Source organism: Flavobacterium sp. 270 (assembly GCF_004368785.1).
GTDB lineage: Bacteria > Bacteroidota > Bacteroidia > Flavobacteriales > Flavobacteriaceae > Flavobacterium.
The window spans coordinates 140,160-158,450 of sequence record NZ_SODM01000006.1 but is presented as its reverse complement, the minus strand read 5'-3'; the positions used below and the strand labels follow the sequence as shown (position 1 = coordinate 158,450).

The window sequence follows — 18,291 nt, the reverse complement described above, 5'->3', positions numbered from 1 at the left end:
GAATTTAAGGAATTCGAAAATCTATTAACTAAAAACTCTATAAAATCTGTTTCCACCAGATTTATAGAGTTTTTTTGTTTATGAGTGGTAAGGAACTACTACTCTTCCTAGTTTTCTAGAAAAGTTATTTAATAATTTTGAATAATCTATTACCATAGATAAAAGTTCAGAATTGTCTTCCTGCGGATCTGTAAGCAGTGAATTTTTTAAATCTGAGATTAATTTTGAAACCAAGAACCAACGCATAGAAAAAATAGTATCCGATACATTTTGCTCGATTGTTTCATTTTTATGCTTCGGAAAAATATTCTGTCCTTCCCAATTATGAATGGTTACTTTTTCGTCTTCCATTAAAATATTGGTTACTTCCTGTGCAAATTCAGGTTGTAAATGCATTAAATATTTATCTAAACTAAAGGTTTCGTTTTGATTGTAGAAATCCATTATATTACTGAAAATATTCTGAAACAATTGGTTTGAAAGTTCTACCTCATCTTCCTGAAGACTTAGATACACTTTCTCAAAGACTTTATATTTTCTTTTTTCAGAAATTTCTTTTACATTTCCTTCTTCATCGGCTCTTAGGAATACGTCTTCAAAATCTTCTTCTACACTTCCGTATAGCAGTAAGATTTCGATAATTTTCCTTTCAAAGCCATATAAAATATCTACTTTTTCTACCTGTTCTTCTGGATATCCCGTGTATCCTGGATAATCGTCTGGCGGTCCGGTTCTCGGATCTTCCGGATCTCCTCCAGAAAACCCAGCGTTTTTTGGCGTTTGATTTCTAACAACTTCAAAAGGCTTTTGTTCTTGCTTTTGTTTTTTATTGGCTTCGGCAAGATCTTTTTGAATTAACTGTGCGAGTGTACTTACCAATACCTGCTCTGAAATATCCATTATTCGGGCGCATTCCTGTATATACACTTCACGTTGAATACGATCTGGAATTTTTGAAATACTTAATACCATATCCCGAATCAAATCGGCTTTTTTTATAGGGTCGTTTTTAGCTTCATTCATCAGGATTGAAGCTTTGAACTGTATAAAATCTTTACTATTTTCTTCTAAATAAGCTACTAAATCTTCGTACGAGTTCTTTCTGGCAAAACTATCTGGATCTTCTCCGTCAGGAAAACCACAAACTCTTACATTCATACCTTCTTCCAAAATCAAATCGATTCCGCGGATAGATGCGCGCAATCCCGCAGCATCTCCATCAAAAAGAACCGTGATATTTCTCGTTAAACGATTGACCAACCGAATTTGATCTGGTGTTAATGCAGTTCCAGATGAAGCCACAACATTTTCGATTCCGGCTTGGTTAAACTGAATTACGTCTGTATATCCTTCTACCAAATAACAATTATTTAATTTGGCAATAGATTGTTTGGCCTGATAAATTCCGTAAAGTACTTTACTTTTATGGTAAATATCACTTTCTGGCGAGTTTAAATATTTTGCTGCTTTTTTATCATTGGTCAAAATACGTCCCCCGAATCCTAAAACTCGTCCCGACATACTTTCTATAGGAAACATTACACGACCTTTAAAACGATCAAAAGGTCGGTCTTCTCTAGGAATTGTTAAACCGGTGCTTTCTAGAAATTCGAGTTTGTAGCCTTTCCCTAAAGCTTCTTTTGTAAGTGCATCCCAGGTTTCTGGCGAATATCCTAAACTAAATTTTTTGATGGTTTCGTTTGTAAAACCTCTTTCTTTAAAATAAGAAAGTCCGATTGCTTTTCCTTCTTCTGAATTTAAAAGGGTTTTATGAAAATAGTCTTTTGCAAATTCTGAAACCAGATACATACTTTCGCGAACATCTGTCATGGCTTTTTCTGCATCTGACTGTTCGGTTTCCTCGATTTCAATGTTGTATTTCTTGGCCAGATAACGAATAGCTTCCGGATAAGTAAACTGCGAATGTTCCATCAGAAACTTTACTGAGTTTCCGCCTTTTCCTGTACTAAAATCTTTCCAGATTCCTTTTGCGGGCGAAACCATAAACGACGGCGAGCGCTCGTCTGAGAACGGACTTAATCCTTTAAAGTTACTTCCGGCACGCTTTAAATTAACAAAATCACCAATAACCTCCTCAACACGAGCAGATTCAAAAACAGAATCAATTGTACTTTGTGAAATCAAAACGCAAAATATTTTAAAAATTTGAAGTCTGTAAAAGTACACAAATCAATCTTGAAATTTTACGATTTCCCATAAAAAAAGCGCCTTTTTAAAGCGCTTTTTCTACTAATTAACTCCACTGTATATTTAATTAAAATCGAAACGAAGTCCTAATGAAATATTATTTTGATCAACAGTATTATTCTCGAATAAAGGCTGTAAATCATATTTTAAATATAAACTTGTTCCTTTGTAACCTACATAAGTACTTAGCCCATAATTAAAATCATTTACATTATAATTTCCTTTTGTTTTTTGTTTTACATCATTCCCGTTAATATCTTCAAAACCAAGAATCTGTTTTGATTTTACTCTAAACCCGGCATAACCACCTAAACCAACTCGCATACTTTTCTGAGTTCTAAAATAACTAACGCCGTCACGAATTTCTTTCTTTGTAAAATCAAACTCTAAATGCAGAGGCACCATTATGTATACATTTCTAAGTCTGGATTCTTCTAAATGTACCGGACTTGTTACCAAATCAGTTTGTTCACCATTCTTAACAAAGTAACGATTATCTGTAGCTCTAATATTATTGTACATCAAAGACATTCCATACTTAAAATGCAATAAATTATCGTCTTTCAAAATTCTGGTATTATAGGTTAGTCCCCATTCATAAAAATGAGAATCTAAATATTCAAAATCCGAGTTTGCTGCCTGTTTATTGGTTACGAGATTATTAAATCCTGCAGCAAAAACAATCTGGCTTGTGGTGCGTTTAGATTGGCGGTATTCTTTATCTTTTTGGCCATTATAAAATTTCAATCCAGTAATATTAAATTCTCTACTGTTTTCGCCAATAGAATCAGTATTAATTCCAAAAACTACCTTAGTTCTATCTCTAAAGGTTACTTGATCTTTAAATTTTCCATCAACTTTATCCTGAACCAATTGACTCAATTTTCCTTCTTCAATAGCTGCATTTGTATCAATATTTGCTGCGTGAACTTTTGCTTTCTTTAATTTAAGTTCTTCTCCTTTTTCTTTAGAAATTATCCCCTTTGCAACTTGATTATCCAATGAATCTACTTCGGTTTTTAAAACTTTTTTCTCTTGATCTGTTATTCTTTTAATTTGATCCGCAATCGCTTTTGCTCTTCTTTCAAATGAAATTTCTTTGTGTTCTCTTCCTTTAGTTGAACCTGTTTCCGGAACTGTATCTCCAACTACTTCAAATTGTACATCTTTAAACCAAATTTGGCCAGTTCCAGCCAATAAAACGCCATAAGAAATAGATGTTGCTTCTGCAGGAACAAACAAAACAACTTCATACTTTTGCCATTCTTTTGTTCCTTTTATGGCTCTTCTTTGCATGTTATCAAAAGCAAGTATATCTGCATTATAATAGTCAACCCGCATCCACAATCCTGCCCAGGATTTCACATTTTCAGCTTTTACATAGCCAGACATCTTTACTGTTTTTCCTTTATACAAATCAGATTTAATGGTTTGCATGAGAGTTCCAAAACCGCTGATTTCACTTTTAACAGATCTCATTTTCCATACATTTTGATTACTGAATTCGGGACTTTTATCAGGTCCCATTTCATAACTGGAAGGCATAGAACCTGCATTGTACCATTCTGATTCGTTTTTTATCGAATCTAATTGTTGAGCGTTTAATTTAGTCACAAGAGCAACTATCATAATTGTTATAAACAATATAATTTTTTGCATGATTTTCGTTTTTTGATTGATGATTGATTATTGATGATTTTTATTTATTCTTTGTAATTTCTATTTACTACGGCGGTTTTTACAGCTTTAAAATTTTTGTTAAACTTATCCAATGCAGATTCTCTAAAAGATTGATTTAATTCTGTCTCAGCATTTAATAACAAATCGTCTGGATTTACAGAAACAGCTTTTCTCTGTTTTGCAATTGTTTCTACTGTCGCTTTTGTTTCAAATTTGGTATTACTGACTTCGGCTAATAGTTCTTCTGCCGAAATATATTTATTTCTAGCAGTTGGCTGGTCCTTCTTCTCAGTATTAACAACGACTGCATTCTCTTCTTTTGGATTATTAATGATTGAAGTCTTTTCTTCTTTATTTTCAAGCTGTTTTGATTGTTCTTTTTGAATTTTATTGTCCTCAATAATAGAGAGTGGCTTCATTATCTTTTTTTGAATTTGGCTATTTCCAATATCTTCTTTAATTGTTCCCGGCTTATCTAAAGTATTTCCTTCTTTTTTTTCTTCAAAAACAACTTTGTTCTTCGGTATTTCTATGCCCTTTTCTTTTTGATTGAAAAAGAAAGTCCCAACCAATAAAAACCCAACAATACTTGCTGCGATATAAAGCCATTTCCTTTTCTGCACGGAGCGGATTCCAACTGTATGCTTCTCTTCTTCGGCAACACTTAACATCGCATCTAATCTGTCCCAGGCTTTATCGCTTGGTTCGATTTTACGTTGATTTAGTTTTTCACGGAAATCCTTTTCAAAATTATTCGGTTCCATTATCTTGTTTTTTTAAAATAGTAATTTGTGTTTGCAGCATTTTTCTAGCGTGCGATAACTGCGATTTTGATGTTCCTTCATTTATTCCTAACATCTTGGCAATTTCATTGTGTTTGTAACCTTCTATCGCATATAAATTGAAAACCATTTTATAACCGTCGGGCAAAGCGTCTATTAAATATTGAATCTGCTCTATTGTAAACTGGCTTTCGGTTGCATTAAAACTTTCTTCAATAAAAAATTCGTCTTCTGCAAATTTTACTTTTTTCTGGACTCTTAAATACGAGATACATTCGTTTACCATAATCCGGCGAATCCAGCCTTCAAAACTTCCTTTGTGTTCAAATCTGTTTAAATTGGTAAACACTTTCATAAAAGCGGTTATCATTACATCTTCTGCCAACTGTATGTCTTTTATATATTGACGGCAAACACTCAGCATTTTTGAAGAAAACTTACTATAAATCTGTTGCTGCGCCTGACGATTGTTTTCGGCAGCGAGCTTTATGATTTTGGTTTCTTCTTGATGTAACTGAATAATTTTCATTAATAAGCTTTTCGGTTTGGTTTTGGTTTTAGAAACAGACTTCTATTAGCATAGACGATTGTCGATTTGAAATGGTTGCATGGGTGCAAAAAAAATACAAAATATTTTTTTTTCTAAACTCTAAAAATAGAAAAACCCTTGTTATATAAAGCTATAACAAGGGTTTTTAGTTTAAAAATATTTTCAAAAATTTTACCAGCCGCCTCCGCCTCCGCCGCCTCGGCCGCCTCCGGAGCTTCCGCCTCCAGAACTGCCGCTGCTCCAGCTTCCGCTGCTGCCACTGCTTCCTCCAGAAGAACTCGATGATTTAGGATTTGGGTCTATACCAGCTGCATTTACAGAACTTCCGAAATCTGAAACAAACAATACTGGACGTCTGTAAAATTGATCTTCTCCCTGATACCATTCAGGATTGTATTTTGCAAGTTCTAAAATTTCTTCAAATTGTTTTCCCCATTCTATTTCTACACCTAAAGCTATTGCATAAGGAAATAATTGTTCGAATAATTGGGGAGTTAGTTCCGGCGGATTAAGCATATTCATTCTGTCTTTCTCTGCCGTTTCAAGATACAGTTTGAATCCTTCTAATCTTTGAACTGCATCTGCTCCTTTCTCTGTAAACTTACCTAAAGTGCGAACATAAAAGATATACATTAAAACCCCAATACCCACTACAATCATTTGTGTAGTATTTAAAAAGAAAAAGGTCATGAAAAATATTGCTGTTGCCGGTATAAAAATAAAGAAAGCTAAAATTCCTTTTAAGATTGTCCAGCCAGTACTTTTTTCACTTTGAGTAAACCAATATGTTAATGCAGTTACTGCGGCAATCAATCCCGCATAAAAAGTATAATTGATGTAACCTCTGTTATTAGAAAGTACCTCAAACGAAAGACCTGCAATTAATAAAACGGCAAAACCAATCCATTTTTTCGATGTATTGTTTTGATAGAATTCTTCTAATTTTATCTGCTTAGTCACATTATCATGCCATTTAGAATAAGCGTTATCAAATATTTTATAGTTTGAATTGTCAACTTTTACTTTTACTTTTTTCGAAATTGGATTCAGCAATGCAGCTTCTTCTGTAGTTAAAGCCGTTAAATCTTTGTTTAAAACTTCTATTTCGTATATATCCTTATTTAAAAATATACCGCTTTCTACAGACGAAGAAATTTTGACCGCGCCTTTTACTGCTGCGTTTATAAGCGATGCCATGTAGTTTTTCTTCTTGATTTCTCTGTAATACACATAACCTACAAGTGCAGGAGACCAATTAAAAGGCGGCAGGAATTCTGGAATTATAGTTTTTTTGACCGGATCTTTTCCGTGCTTTTTCCAGCTGAAAAAGAAAAAAAGCGACATTGCAATTAAAAAAACAGAAGACCATACAGGCACTTTTATTTGTTTATAAAATGAGCTTGATTTTTGCTCAAATGTTGGCGGATCTACAATTCCTTTTGCAAATGATGCTGCAACTGTTAAGCCTTCATTTGGGCCAAGATGTACTGCAGAAAAAGCAACTATAGTTTTATTAGCGTTTAAAGAACTAATACAATTTGAACTTGAATCTCCTGCTAATCCGGTATAACAATGTAAATTTTCAAATTTATTATCTCCCGGAAGAAAAAATTGACAAGTTGCTTTATCAATAGGGAAATCCCAGCCGTTGCCAGTTACGTTCCAATACAGTTCATCATAATAATCGAAATAACCAATCTGAAAAGGAACGTTGTAAATAATTTGATATTTATAAGTTCCGTTTTCTAATTCTACATCTTTATCACCAATATAAACTTTCCAGTCGTTTCCATCTTTTTCGGTAAAATAATTTTCTGTCTGCCCGTCTTTTTTGATGGAGTTTATTAAATATTCTACATCAATCTGGTTTCCATCTTTGTCTTTACGAGTAAGCGGATATGTGCGCAGCAAACCGTGTTTAAAGATGTTTCCTTCAGCTTTTATCGTAATATTCTCGATAACCTGAATTGTTCCTGATTTTTCAATTTGAACTTTTACATCAAAATTTAAAACTCGTTCCTGGGCTTGTACGTGATAAAATAAAACAGAAAATAATACTAAAAATATATTTTTTAGAGACATATGGCGAATAATTAAAACTGAACTTTAGGAGCTTCTCTTTGTTCTTCTTCTTTTAATTCAAGGAAGTTTTTCTTCGGAAAACCAAACAAACCCGCAATCAAGTTGCCGGGAAAAGATTCGATTGCAATATTATACTCTCTTACAGTTCCGTTATAATATCGTTTTGAACGTTCTATTTCTGTTTCAACTTCACTTAAATCTGACTGCAGACTTAGAAAATTGGTATTTGCTTTTAGGTCTGGATAACTTTCTGCCAAAGCAAAAACAGATCCTACAGCGGTAGTAAGCTGTTTGTCCAGCTGTAATTTTTCATCAGCTGTATTACTATTTAAAGCCTGATTACGAAGATTTACAATATTGCTCAGTGTCGCATTTTCATGATTCATATATCCTTTTACAATTTCTACAAGATTTGGAATTAAATCAAATCGTTTTTTTAAGATAACATCGATCCCGCTAAAAGCCTCGTCGACTCTGTTTTTTTTTGCTACAAAACCGTTGTAAAGCACAATGAAGATTATAATTATCAGTAAAAAAGAAAATAGTATAATTAAAGTTGTCATATTTTAATATTAGATTGAATTTCAAATTTAACAATAAAAATATTAGTAATCAGAATTATTTCGCTTTCAGATTATTCAATAAAAATCAAGAAACAAACTGCTCAAACCTTTATTATACTTGCAGACTGCGCATTATTTTGGTAGTTTTGAAAGAACTTCAAAAAGAAAAACACCTTCAAAAATGGAAAATATCAAAATCCAAAAAGTAACACTAAACGATATTCATCAATTGCAGAAAATTGGCAGACAGACTTTTTCTGAAACTTTTTCAGTACACAATTCTGAAGAAGATATGCAGAAGTATTTGGACGAGAATTTTTCATCAGAGAAATTAACCGCTGAAATTAACAATCAAGATTCTGAATTTTATTTTGCCGTTCTTGACAATGTTGTAATCGGATATTTGAAACTTAATTCTGGAACATCGCAAACAGAATTAAAAGACAACAAAGCACTTGAAATTGAACGAATTTATGTTCCAAAAGAATATCACGGACAAAAAGTAGGACAAATACTTTACGAAAAAGCCATACAAGTTGCTAGACAAAAAGAAGTAGATTATGTTTGGTTAGGCGTTTGGGAAGAAAATTTCAGAGCGCTTAGTTTCTACAAGAAAAATGGTTTTGTCGAGTTTGACAAACACATTTTTAGATTAGGAAATGATGAACAAACGGATATTATGATGAAGTTAGAATTAAAGAATTAAAATGGGAAGAACAACAGAGTTTTTTAAATTGGATGCTGAAAAAGCAAAAAACAATTTACTTCTAGATTTACTTTCCAAAATTAAATTTAAAAAGTCTTTTGAAGATTTTATTACTGAAAGAAAAGCCGAATTTGGAGATGATTATGATGTAACTTTTAATGATGTAATTCAAAAAGTTAGCTCTAACATTAATACTATTCGTCCAAATGAATTATGGGAGTTAACTTATTGGCTTGACGAAATTTATTGCGAAAGAAGATATCAACAAGGAGAAAGTTACGAGAAAGTAAATAACGAATTATACATCAACAATGGCATAGAATCACTCTATGAAGTACAAGGCAGAAACGCATATGGCTTCATGTTTCAATATGGAAATTTTACTGATTATTTTGATGTAGATCAAATAAATGAAAGGAACAATGGTAAAAATGTAAAAACTAAAGATTTCATATGTTTTTTAAATTACATGATTCTTTTAATGAAAAAGATTTTAGAAGCTGATTTAGATAAAAGTGAATATAAACACATATTTTCTAAAGATGAGATCGAGGAAGTATCCAAAGTTGAAAATCTAAATCAAGAAAATAAATTATTATTTCAAAGAATAGAGGCTGAATTTGACTGGTTAAAGCAAAATTTTTTAAAAGAAAAAGAGCAAGAAGAATTAGAAGAAAATTACAATTCTAAAAATCCTGATTACCATACTATTCTTTGCGCTGACTGGTTTCTCGAAAATTGTATTAGAATGAAAAAGGAAATAGAAGAAATTAACACAAATATCCTAATAGTAGATTCACTCTAAAAACTATTTCTTCCTCTCAATAACATAATTCACCATCAAAATCAAGGCATCTTTAAACTCAGAATTAGAGAAATTCTCTAGTAATGAAAGTGCTTCCTGCTGGAATTCTACCATTTTATTTTCGGCGTAAGTCAAACCATTATTGTCTTTTACAAAAGCAATAACTTCTTTTACGCGTTTCTTGTCTTTGTTATGGTTTTTGATGGAATTGATCAGCCATTTTTTTTCTTGTGGTGTACAAGTATTTAAAACATGAATTAAAGGCAAAGTCATTTTTTGCTCTTTAATATCAATTCCGGTTGGTTTTCCGATGGCTTCTTCGCTGTAATCAAATAAATCATCTTTGATCTGGAATGCCATTCCGATCAATTCGCCAAACTTGCGCATATGTTCTACCTGAACATCGTCTTCTATTACGGCTTTCGCGCCAAGCGCACAACAAGCAGCAATAAGCGTAGCGGTTTTTTTTCTGATGATTTCGTAATAAACGTCTTCGGTAATATCAAGTCTTCTTGCTTTTTCTATCTGAAGTAATTCTCCTTCGCTCATTTCGCGAACAGCAACAGAAATAATTCGAAGTAAATCAAAATCGCCGTTATCGATAGAAAGCAATAATCCTTTTGAAAGTAAATAATCGCCAACCAAAACTGCAATTTTATTTTTCCAAAGTGCATTGATAGAGAAAAATCCGCGTCGGCGGTTACTGTCGTCAACCACATCATCATGTACCAAAGTTGCGGTATGAATAAGTTCAATTACTGATGCACCGCGATACGTTCTTTCGTTTACCAAACCGCCAGAAACCATTTTTGCCGTTAAAAAAACAAACATCGGACGCATTTGTTTTCCTTTCCGGTTTACGATATAATACGTAATACGGTTTAACAATGCGACCTTTGAGGTCATCGATTCATGGAACTTTTTTTCAAAAAGTTCCATCTCATTAAAGATGGGCTGTTTTATTTGGGAAGTAATATTCATTTCGTCTTCAAATATACTATTTTAAATAAAAAAACGTTGTGTATTTAAGGTTAGTATAACAATATTTTATCTACTAATTTACAAAAAACACCAAAAGCATCTCAAATCTAATATCTAATTTAAAATTCATTTATTAAAAAGTAAAATTTAAAATTATTTATTATGAAAACAAAATTTTTATTAATTGTAACATGCATTGCATTGATCTTTTTCGTTGGTTGTAATTCTGATGAAAATAAAAATGACGGAACTACTGCAGCAATTTCAAATGACGAAATTATCACCAATTCTAAAATTGATGCATCTATAGATGATGTAACCAATATTGCTGAAGATCAATTTAACGCACAGCAAAACATTAATCGAAAACCTGACGGAACAATAAAAAACTTTTTACCAAGCTGTGCCGTTATCACAACTGTTTTAACAAACAACACCTGGACAAGAACTGTTGATTTTGGTGCAGAAGGCTGTACTCTGGACAACGGAAATACTGTAAAAGGAAAAATGGTACTTTCTTTTTCTAATGATTTTACTGCGTCTACTCAGACAATTAGTTACACATTTGAAGGATTCACTCACAATGGAAAAGTGCTTCAGGGAAGTAAAAGTATAGTGAGAACTGTTAAATCAACTGATTTACTTGCCACGGCACATCCAGTTTTTACGGCAGCAATTGATTTGAAAGTTACTTTTGAAGACGGAAGTGTTTATAACAGAAAAGGAACTTTGGTAAAAGAAATGACTGCGGGTTACGACACTTGGTTTAATTGGGAAGACAATGTTTTTGTAGTAACTGGAAGCGGCACTACTACTTTTCCTAACGGGGATACTTTCTCTGCCGAAATCACAACTCCTTTAGAATTTAAAGCTTCCTGCAAAAAATCTTTTGCTGTAAAAGGAATTGTTTCTATTACTAAAAATGGCGCTTCTGCAGTTATTGATTTTGGTAATGGCGATTGTGATACACTTGCCAACGTTACAAAAGATGGTGTAACGACAGAAATAGATTTGAAAAAATAAGAATCCTTTTTGCCCAAAAAAAGCATTAAAAACAAGTACAATTCTTGTCTTTAATGCTTTTTGTTTTTTTATAATTTGATAAATTATCCTTCTTTGCAAATAATTATATCGTTTCTGCTTCTTTATTCGCCAATTGTCCGCAGGCAGCATCAATGTCTTTTCCTCTGCTTCGGCGTACTTTTACCACTACTCCAATATTTTCTAATGCTTTTATGTACGCCATAATAGATTCTTCAGAGGCTTGCTGAAACTCACCATCGTCAATTGGATTATATTCAATTAAATTGACTTTACACGGTACATATTTACAAAACTTAACTAAGGCATCAATCGAAGCTTTGTCGTCGTTTATTCCTTTCCAAACCACATATTCGTACGAGATTTTATTTTTGGTTTTTCTGTACCAATATTCTAAAGCTTCTCGTAAATCTGCTAAAGGAAAGTTTTTGCTGAAAGGCATAATGCGCGCACGAATTTCGTCTATTGCAGAATGGAGCGAAACGGCTAATTTGAATTTTACATCATCATCGGCCATTTTTTTAATCATTTTCGGGATTCCAGAAGTCGAAACCATAATACGTTTTGGCGACATTCCTAAACCTTCTGGAGAAGTAATCATATCGATCGCTTTAATGACATTGTTGTAATTCATTAAAGGCTCTCCCATTCCCATAAAAACAATATTCGAAAGCGGATGATTGTAATACAAACGGCTTTCTTTATCTATTGCCAGAACCTGATCGTAGATTTCTCCCGGTTCCAGATTTCGCATTCTTTTTAATCTTGCTGTTGCACAGAAATTGCAGTCTAAACTGCATCCAACCTGACTCGAAACGCAGGCTGTTGTTCTGGTTTCGGTAGGAATTAAAACCGATTCTACTACTAAACCATCGTGAAGTCTAACCGCATTTTTTACAGTTCCGTCATTGCTGCGCTGCATAGTATCAACCTTAATATGATTGATTACAAAATTGTTTTCGAGCATGGCTCTTGTAGGCTTTGCTACATTGGTCATGTCCTCAAAACTGTGAGCGCCTTTGCTCCATAACCATTCATAAACCTGATTTCCACGAAAGGCTTTGTCTCCATTTTCTATAAAAAAATCTCGAAGCTGGTCTTTTGATAAGGCTCGTATGTCTTTTTTCTCCATTTGCATGCTGCAAAGTTACTGATTTTTTTTCTTTAAAATTTCAGGGTACTTATAGGGATTTCTTTTAGAATATACTCTCAGAATAATCCTTTAATAAATTTTCAACAATGATTTTTATCATTCTATTTCGTCTGTGTTCGCAATAAATTTGATCCAAGAAATAAGGATAAGTTTTTAATTCTTTATTTAATGAATAACCAATAAATACCACAAAATGAAAACAACTACATCAATTTTATTGACAGTGATTTTTACAACATTATCAATACAGGCAAATGCACAAAGAAACTATACTGTAGCAAAATCAACTTTTGAAGTTGCAGGAACTTCAAACATACACGATTGGACAATGAAGTCTACAGAAGGAAATGGTGTTGTTAATTTAACTGTTATTGATTCTAAAATAATCGAAATAAACAGTATAAATATAACACTGCCGGCAGAAAGTTTAAAAAGCACAAAAACAAGTATGGACGATGTTGCTTATGAAACTTTAGACACCAAAACGTATAAAAATATTAAATACGCTCTAAAGGCTGTAAACAAAGTAAATGAAACCACTTGGAACTTAACAGGCACATACACAATTGCCGGAACCAGTAAGGATTTTAGAACTCAGATAAATGTAACGGCTAACAATGGATTTTTTATTTTGAAAGGTTCTAACCAGATCACTTTTGCCGACTTTGGAATGTCTCCGCCAACTGCAGCTTTGGGAGTCGTAAAAGCCGGAAAAGAGTTAACATTGATCTTTAATATTGTTTTAAATGATTACACTAAAAATGAAAATGTTCTGGTAATCAAATAGAAAAAATATTTTCTAAAAAAAATTAAGCTGTATGTTCAAAAAATTAAAATTTGGCACAAGAATTGTCTTGTACTCAAAAGAAAAATAATCTTACAAAGCGCGCAATCATTTTTAAAATTTGTATTTTTATTTTTCAGCCGTATAACCTTTAGATTTATCAACCTAAAAAAAATGTAATTATGAAAAAACAAATTTTAAGCTTAGCTGTTATTGCTTTATTAGCGTTCGCTGTACAATCATGCGAGAAAAAAGAACCAAAACCTGCAGATGAAGAATTAACGATTGGCAACAAAGTAGATACTTTGGCAACTGATATCGAAGAAGTAAAAGACAGCGCGGTAGTTAAAGCACAAAACGCTGCTGCAAAAGCTAAAGAAGCTTCTGAAAATGCTGTACAAGATGTAAAAGACGCTACTAAAAAAACGGCAAATGATGTTGAAGCTGCTGCAAAGAAAACAGCAACTGATGTAAAAGATGCGACTAAAAAAGGAGCTGAGAAAGTAGAAAATGCAGCAAAAGCAGCAAAAGACGGAACTGTAAAAACAGCAAAAGAAGTAAATGAAGCTTTGAAAAAATAATCAATTAAAAGCTAAAAACTAAAACCATTCGTAATCGCGAATGGTTTTTTTTATGCCGAAAAGCGAGCTGATATTTTTGTATTTTTGCTTTTTAAATTAGAACACTACACAATGCATTTTATTTCACAAGAATTAGAAGATTATATCGAACAACATTCTGAAAAAGAACCAGAATTGTTGGCTAAACTCAATAAAGAAACCTATCAAAAAATCCTTTTACCAAGAATGCTTAGCGGGCATTTTCAAGGTCGGGTTTTGAGTATGTTGTCTAAATTGATTCGTCCGGTAAATATTCTTGAAATCGGAACTTATACCGGTTATGCCGCTTTGTGTTTGTGTGAAGGCATGCAGGAAAACGGACAACTGCATACTATTGATATTAAAGAAGAATTGGTAGATTTTCAGAGAAAATATTTCGATATGTCGCCTTGGGGAAATCAAATTTTTCAACATTTAGGAGAAGCAGTAAATATTATTCCGGATCTTGATGTAAAATTTGATTTGGTTTTTATTGATGCTGATAAAGAAAATTACCTGAATTATTGGGAAATGATTGTTCCGAAAATGAATAAAGGTGGTATTATTTTATCTGATAATGTTTTATGGAGCGGAAAAATTCTCGAACCTGTTCACCCAAATGATGTTAGTACAAAAGTGCTTTTAGAATATAATTTACTTTTGAAAAATGATCCTAGAGTGGAAACGGTTTTACTTCCTATTCGTGATGGATTGACGGTTTCCCGAGTACTTTAGTCTAAGTTGCTAAGATATTGAGATGCTGAGGTTCTAAGTTTTTACTTAGAAAAGCTGTTTCTATAAAATAAATAGTCAAATTGAATTGCCTCCTGCTTTAGCTGGAGGTTTTTTTTGAAGATAGGTTAATGGGCTTTAGCCAAAACATATCACATATTTGGCTAAAGCCAACTCATGTAATATATTATTTACCTCCAGCTAAAGCTGGAGGCAATTGAATATTTAAATTGTCTTAATTGTATCTGGAAAATACTGTGGCTTTAGTTTTTTGTAAACTAATGAAAGTAAAAAACCAAAAAGTGCTCCAAATAGATATCCTGTAAGAATGTCTCCCGGATAATGCAATCCTAAGTAAATACGGCTGTATGCGAAGATTAACGGCCATAAAAACAGAAATCCTAAATATTTAAAATGCTTTTTTAAGATTATAAATAAGAAAGTTGCTACCGCCATTGTATTGGCTGCGTGACCAGAGAAAAAACTATAGGATTGTCTTACCTGAACTATTCTAATAATTGATTTAAGATCTGGATTGTTGCAAGGGCGCAGACGCTCAAAAGTATGTTTAAATAAATTGCAGGTTTGATCTGTAAAAGCAAGTAAGATTGCAATAAAAAGAAGGATATACAAGGTTTGTTTCCCTCCCACTTTTTTATAAATAAGATAAAAAAGAAATAGAAAAAATGGTGTCCAATTTAATTGGCTGGTAATAATCAGCCAAAATTTATCGTATGTTTCAGAACCTAAACCGTTAAGATACACCAATAGCTGAATATCTAATTCATTTATTTTTTCAAGCATATTACATTTGGCGTTTTACAGGTCCAGAAATAGAATCGATGTCTTCTTTTACTTTTTCGATTTCATGGGTTGTATCGCCTAATAAATTAGTCGTATCACCCAATAAATTGTTTTTTGCATTATTAATTTCTGCATTGATATTTCCGGTAATATCAGTCAGGGATTTTGCATCAAAACCATTGGCTTCTGCCCCTTTATGAATTTCGCTTTTAATATCGTTAGTTGCATTCTTTAATTGCGCCATTGCTTTTCCCATTGTACGAGCAATTTCCGGCACTTTGTCTGAACCAAAAAGCATTAGTACTATAAACAGTATGAAAACTAATTCTCCTCCTCCTATACCAAACATATCTTTTTATTTTTGTGTGCCACAAAGATATTAATTTTTGCAGCGTAGAGTTTTAAAATTTACTTAAAAAAATGTAACGGTGTGTATTTTAACCACAAAGTTCACAAAGGTTTTGCAAGCTTGCCAAGGATTTTCCTTTTTCTACTTACTAAACTTTGTGAACTTTACAGTTGAATTTTATTCTTAGTCAAATTTTGACTTTTCTTCTACTTTTGGCCAAGCGTTGTTGGTTACATCAATATCAGCAGTCATTAATTTTGGATCTATCTGAATACTTTTTATTGCTTTAGAAGTCGCATAAACTTTCTTAGCTGTCTCATTATTTTTTCTCCAGATTTGTGCCGGATATTGGTAATTATCTTTTGTTCCGTCTTCGTAAGTGATTTCAACTAAAATCGGCATAATCATACCGCCTGGCTTGTTAAACTCAACTTCGTAGAAATATTTCGGCGATTTTAAGCTCGCTTTTTCTTCGGCTGTAAAAGTTTGATCTACATAATCTGCCAAAGGTTTTACATCTTCAACATTCAACGCTTTTTTCTTAGATGCATTTACCTCAGCATTGTCTCCAGAAACTAGGTAAACAAATGGGCCTTTTTCAAAACCGAAACGTCCTTTTTTCACTTTTACATCTTTTAAATCTGCTGTTGGAGTATCTGAAACATAATATTGTTTTACGTCTTTAATTCCAATATCTACAAAATCTGTTGAATAAAACCATCCTCTCCAAAACCAGTCTAAATCTACAGCAGAAGCATCTTCCATAGTTCTAAAGAAGTCTTCTGGAGTTGGGTGTTTAAATTTCCATCTGTTTGCGTATGTTCTAAAAGCATAATCAAACAATTCTCTTCCCATTACTACTTCTCTCAAAATATTAAGACCTGTAGCTGGTTTTGCGTAAGCATTATTTCCAAATTGAGCAATCGTTTCAGAATTAGACATAATTGGCTCTAACATTTTTTGATCTCCACTCATGTACGGAACAATATTTTTTGCAGGTCCGCGTCTTGATGGAAATTTAGAATCCAGTTCTTGTTCTGCCAAATATTCTAAAAATGAATTTAAACCTTCATCCATCCAAGTCCATTGACGTTCGTCTGAATTTACAATCATAGGAAAGAAAGTGTGCCCAACTTCGTGAATCACAACACCAATCATTCCGTTTTTAACTTCTTTGCTAGTTACTCCATTTTCGTCAGGACGACCAAAATTCCAGCAAATCATTGGATATTCCATACCCTGATCTTCTGCCGAAACCGAAACGGCTTTTGGATAAGGATAATCAAAAGTATGAGACGAATAACTTTTTAATGTGTGAGCAACTGTAATTGTAGACGTTTCTCCCCAAAGCGGATTTGCTTCTTTAGGATAAACTGATTCTGCCATTACAACTTTGCCTCCTAATTTTACAGCCATTGCATCGTAAATAAATTTTCTTGACGAAGCAATTCCGAAATCACGCACGTTTTTAGCGCTGAATTTCCATGTTTTTTTCTTTTCAGAAAAACCTTTTTCAGTTGCTTCAGCTTCAGCTTGTGTTACAATCACAACTGGTTTATCAAAAGATTTCTGAGCTTGTTCGTAACGTTTTACCTGTTCTGCAGTAAAAACTTCACTTCTATTCATTAATTCTCCTGTTGCATCAATAACGTGATCCGCAGGAACTGTAATATTTACGTCAAAATTTCCAAAAGGAAGTGCAAATTCGCCGCTTCCCCAGAACTGCATATTCTGCCAGCCTTCAACATCATTGTAAACAGCCATTCTTGGATAAAACTGTGCTATTACATATAATTTATTTCCGTCTTTTTCGAACAATTCATAACCAGAACGTCCGCCTTCTTTTCTGTAATTATTAATGTTGTACCACCATTTTACAGAAAAAGTAATTTTTTCTCCCGGTTTTAAAGGTGTTGCCAGGTTGATACGCATCATAGTTTCATTGATGGTATAAGACATCGGACTTCCTTTAGCATCTTTTAACTCCTGAATATTAAAACCACGTTCTAAATTCTTTTTCAGATATTTGCTCGAAAAACCATCAAGTGCCAAAACCTGACTGATTTTTTCGCTTTCTGCCAAAGAAGTCTGTGTATTTGCTTTTTGCTGATTTTGATCTAATTGTACCCATAGATATTCTAAACTATCAGGTGAATTATTAGAATAAGTAACAGTTTCAAAACCACTTAATTTTGAATTTTTATCGTCTAACTCTACATCAATTTTGTAGTCTGCCTGCTGTTGGTAATAGGCCGGTCCAGGAGCTCCGGATGCCGTACGAAACATATTTGGGGTTGCCAGCAAATCGTACATCTGACTAAATTTGTTGGTATCGTATTTACCTTGCTGTTTTTGCGGCGTTGTAACTGTTTTTTCCTGAGCAACAAGTATTGCAGGAAAAAGTAATAATAATGAAAGTTTTTTCATAAAAATCTAATGGTAATTTTCTCTGGGTGTGAAAATAATAATTAA

Annotated in this window: 17 protein-coding genes; 6 read left to right on the top strand and 11 right to left on the bottom strand. The window is 33.0% G+C overall.

Annotated features, from left to right (window positions below):
* Nucleotides 1-78: 78 nt before the first annotated feature.
* From dnaG to EV144_RS20115, 6 genes are all read right to left on the bottom strand, one after another.
* Nucleotides 79-2,145 carry a DNA primase gene (dnaG, locus tag EV144_RS20140; protein ID WP_134150953.1) on the bottom strand — a complete coding sequence of 689 codons (2,067 nt, stop codon included), beginning with the start codon at nt 2,143-2,145 and terminating at the stop codon, nt 79-81.
* A 126-nt stretch (nt 2,146-2,271) separates the two neighbouring features.
* On the bottom strand, nt 2,272-3,867 hold the full coding sequence (locus EV144_RS20135; protein ID WP_134150952.1) for a hypothetical protein: 1,596 nt from the start codon (nt 3,865-3,867) through the stop codon (nt 2,272-2,274).
* A gap of 44 nt (nt 3,868-3,911) precedes the next feature.
* Nucleotides 3,912-4,652: a hypothetical protein gene (locus EV144_RS20130; RefSeq protein ID WP_134150951.1), complete on the bottom strand. Its 741-nt coding sequence runs from the start codon at nt 4,650-4,652 to the stop codon at nt 3,912-3,914.
* Nucleotides 4,639-5,199, bottom strand: a complete 561-nt coding sequence (locus EV144_RS20125; RefSeq protein WP_134150950.1) for an RNA polymerase sigma factor — start codon at nt 5,197-5,199, stop codon at nt 4,639-4,641. Before EV144_RS20125 ends, EV144_RS20130 begins: the two co-directional genes overlap by 14 nt.
* Nucleotides 5,200-5,391: 192 nt before the next feature.
* Nucleotides 5,392-7,302: a DUF2207 domain-containing protein gene (locus EV144_RS20120; RefSeq protein WP_134150949.1), complete on the bottom strand. Its 1,911-nt coding sequence runs from the start codon at nt 7,300-7,302 to the stop codon at nt 5,392-5,394.
* 11 nt (nt 7,303-7,313) lie between these two features.
* On the bottom strand, nt 7,314-7,865 hold the full coding sequence (locus tag EV144_RS20115) for a LemA family protein (protein WP_134150948.1): 552 nt from the start codon (nt 7,863-7,865) through the stop codon (nt 7,314-7,316).
* 181 nt (nt 7,866-8,046) lie between these two features.
* On the opposite strand from EV144_RS20115, the gene EV144_RS20110 reads away from it, so the two are divergent.
* Together EV144_RS20110 and EV144_RS20105 are read left to right on the top strand one after the other, a co-directional pair.
* Entirely contained in the window at nt 8,047-8,571 is a 525-nt protein-coding gene (locus EV144_RS20110) for a GNAT family N-acetyltransferase (RefSeq protein ID WP_134150947.1), read from the top strand.
* A 1-nt stretch (nt 8,572) separates the two neighbouring features.
* A complete protein-coding gene (locus tag EV144_RS20105; RefSeq protein WP_134150946.1) occupies nt 8,573-9,376 on the top strand; it encodes a hypothetical protein in 804 nt (267 codons plus the stop codon).
* 3 nt (nt 9,377-9,379) lie between these two features.
* Here the strand turns inward: EV144_RS20105 and EV144_RS20100 are convergent, their stop codons facing one another.
* A complete protein-coding gene (locus EV144_RS20100) occupies nt 9,380-10,357 on the bottom strand; it encodes a polyprenyl synthetase family protein (RefSeq protein ID WP_134150945.1) in 978 nt (325 codons plus the stop codon).
* A 162-nt stretch (nt 10,358-10,519) separates the two neighbouring features.
* Between EV144_RS20100 and EV144_RS20095 the strand changes: the two genes are divergently transcribed.
* Nucleotides 10,520-11,380: a hypothetical protein gene (locus tag EV144_RS20095; protein ID WP_134150944.1), complete on the top strand. Its 861-nt coding sequence runs from the start codon at nt 10,520-10,522 to the stop codon at nt 11,378-11,380.
* Nucleotides 11,381-11,483: 103 nt separating this feature from the next.
* Here EV144_RS20095 and rlmN read toward each other — a convergent pair whose 3' ends face one another.
* Nucleotides 11,484-12,536: a 23S rRNA (adenine(2503)-C(2))-methyltransferase RlmN gene (rlmN, locus tag EV144_RS20090; RefSeq protein WP_134150943.1), complete on the bottom strand. Its 1,053-nt coding sequence runs from the start codon at nt 12,534-12,536 to the stop codon at nt 11,484-11,486.
* Nucleotides 12,537-12,744: 208 nt separating this feature from the next.
* Between rlmN and EV144_RS20085 the strand changes: the two genes are divergently transcribed.
* The 3 genes from EV144_RS20085 to EV144_RS20075 all read left to right on the top strand — a co-directional run bounded on the left by EV144_RS20085 (nt 12,745) and on the right by EV144_RS20075 (nt 14,669).
* Nucleotides 12,745-13,338 carry a YceI family protein gene (locus EV144_RS20085; RefSeq protein WP_134150942.1) on the top strand — a complete coding sequence of 198 codons (594 nt, stop codon included), beginning with the start codon at nt 12,745-12,747 and terminating at the stop codon, nt 13,336-13,338.
* A 179-nt stretch (nt 13,339-13,517) separates the two neighbouring features.
* The gene (locus EV144_RS20080) at nt 13,518-13,916 is read left to right on the top strand and encodes a hypothetical protein (protein ID WP_134150941.1); all 399 of its coding nucleotides are present in this window, start codon (nt 13,518-13,520) and stop codon (nt 13,914-13,916) included.
* Between the two features lie 111 nt (nt 13,917-14,027).
* Entirely contained in the window at nt 14,028-14,669 is a 642-nt protein-coding gene (locus EV144_RS20075) for an O-methyltransferase (protein ID WP_134150940.1), read from the top strand.
* A gap of 222 nt (nt 14,670-14,891) precedes the next feature.
* Here the strand turns inward: EV144_RS20075 and EV144_RS20070 are convergent, their stop codons facing one another.
* From EV144_RS20070 to EV144_RS20060, 3 genes are all read right to left on the bottom strand, one after another.
* The gene (locus EV144_RS20070) at nt 14,892-15,470 is read right to left on the bottom strand and encodes a phosphatase PAP2 family protein (RefSeq protein WP_134150939.1); all 579 of its coding nucleotides are present in this window, start codon (nt 15,468-15,470) and stop codon (nt 14,892-14,894) included.
* Nucleotide 15,471: 1 nt separating this feature from the next.
* Nucleotides 15,472-15,819, bottom strand: a complete 348-nt coding sequence (locus tag EV144_RS20065; RefSeq protein WP_134150938.1) for a twin-arginine translocase TatA/TatE family subunit — start codon at nt 15,817-15,819, stop codon at nt 15,472-15,474.
* 183 nt (nt 15,820-16,002) lie between these two features.
* Nucleotides 16,003-18,246, bottom strand: coding sequence for a M1 family metallopeptidase (locus tag EV144_RS20060; protein WP_134150937.1), 2,244 nt, complete (start codon nt 18,244-18,246; stop codon nt 16,003-16,005).
* Between the last annotated feature and the right edge of the window lie 45 nt (nt 18,247-18,291).

Coding starts and splice junctions, on each gene's coding strand:
- EV144_RS20080 (WP_134150941.1), top strand. CDS start 13,518: ATGAAAAAACAAATTTTAAGCTTAGCTGTTATTGCTTTATTAGCGTTC.
- EV144_RS20085 (WP_134150942.1), top strand. CDS start 12,745: ATGAAAACAACTACATCAATTTTATTGACAGTGATTTTTACAACATTA.
- EV144_RS20110 (WP_134150947.1), top strand. CDS start 8,047: ATGGAAAATATCAAAATCCAAAAAGTAACACTAAACGATATTCATCAA.
- EV144_RS20135 (WP_134150952.1), bottom strand. CDS start 3,867: ATGCAAAAAATTATATTGTTTATAACAATTATGATAGTTGCTCTTGTG.
- EV144_RS20120 (WP_134150949.1), bottom strand. CDS start 7,302: ATGTCTCTAAAAAATATATTTTTAGTATTATTTTCTGTTTTATTTTAT.
- EV144_RS20105 (WP_134150946.1), top strand. CDS start 8,573: ATGGGAAGAACAACAGAGTTTTTTAAATTGGATGCTGAAAAAGCAAAA.
- EV144_RS20095 (WP_134150944.1), top strand. CDS start 10,520: ATGAAAACAAAATTTTTATTAATTGTAACATGCATTGCATTGATCTTT.
- EV144_RS20075 (WP_134150940.1), top strand. CDS start 14,028: ATGCATTTTATTTCACAAGAATTAGAAGATTATATCGAACAACATTCT.
- EV144_RS20100 (WP_134150945.1), bottom strand. CDS start 10,357: ATGAATATTACTTCCCAAATAAAACAGCCCATCTTTAATGAGATGGAA.
- EV144_RS20130 (WP_134150951.1), bottom strand. CDS start 4,652: ATGGAACCGAATAATTTTGAAAAGGATTTCCGTGAAAAACTAAATCAA.
- rlmN (WP_134150943.1), bottom strand. CDS start 12,536: ATGCAAATGGAGAAAAAAGACATACGAGCCTTATCAAAAGACCAGCTT.
- EV144_RS20070 (WP_134150939.1), bottom strand. CDS start 15,470: ATGCTTGAAAAAATAAATGAATTAGATATTCAGCTATTGGTGTATCTT.
- EV144_RS20065 (WP_134150938.1), bottom strand. CDS start 15,819: ATGTTTGGTATAGGAGGAGGAGAATTAGTTTTCATACTGTTTATAGTA.
- EV144_RS20060 (WP_134150937.1), bottom strand. CDS start 18,246: ATGAAAAAACTTTCATTATTATTACTTTTTCCTGCAATACTTGTTGCT.
- EV144_RS20115 (WP_134150948.1), bottom strand. CDS start 7,865: ATGACAACTTTAATTATACTATTTTCTTTTTTACTGATAATTATAATC.
- EV144_RS20125 (WP_134150950.1), bottom strand. CDS start 5,199: ATGAAAATTATTCAGTTACATCAAGAAGAAACCAAAATCATAAAGCTC.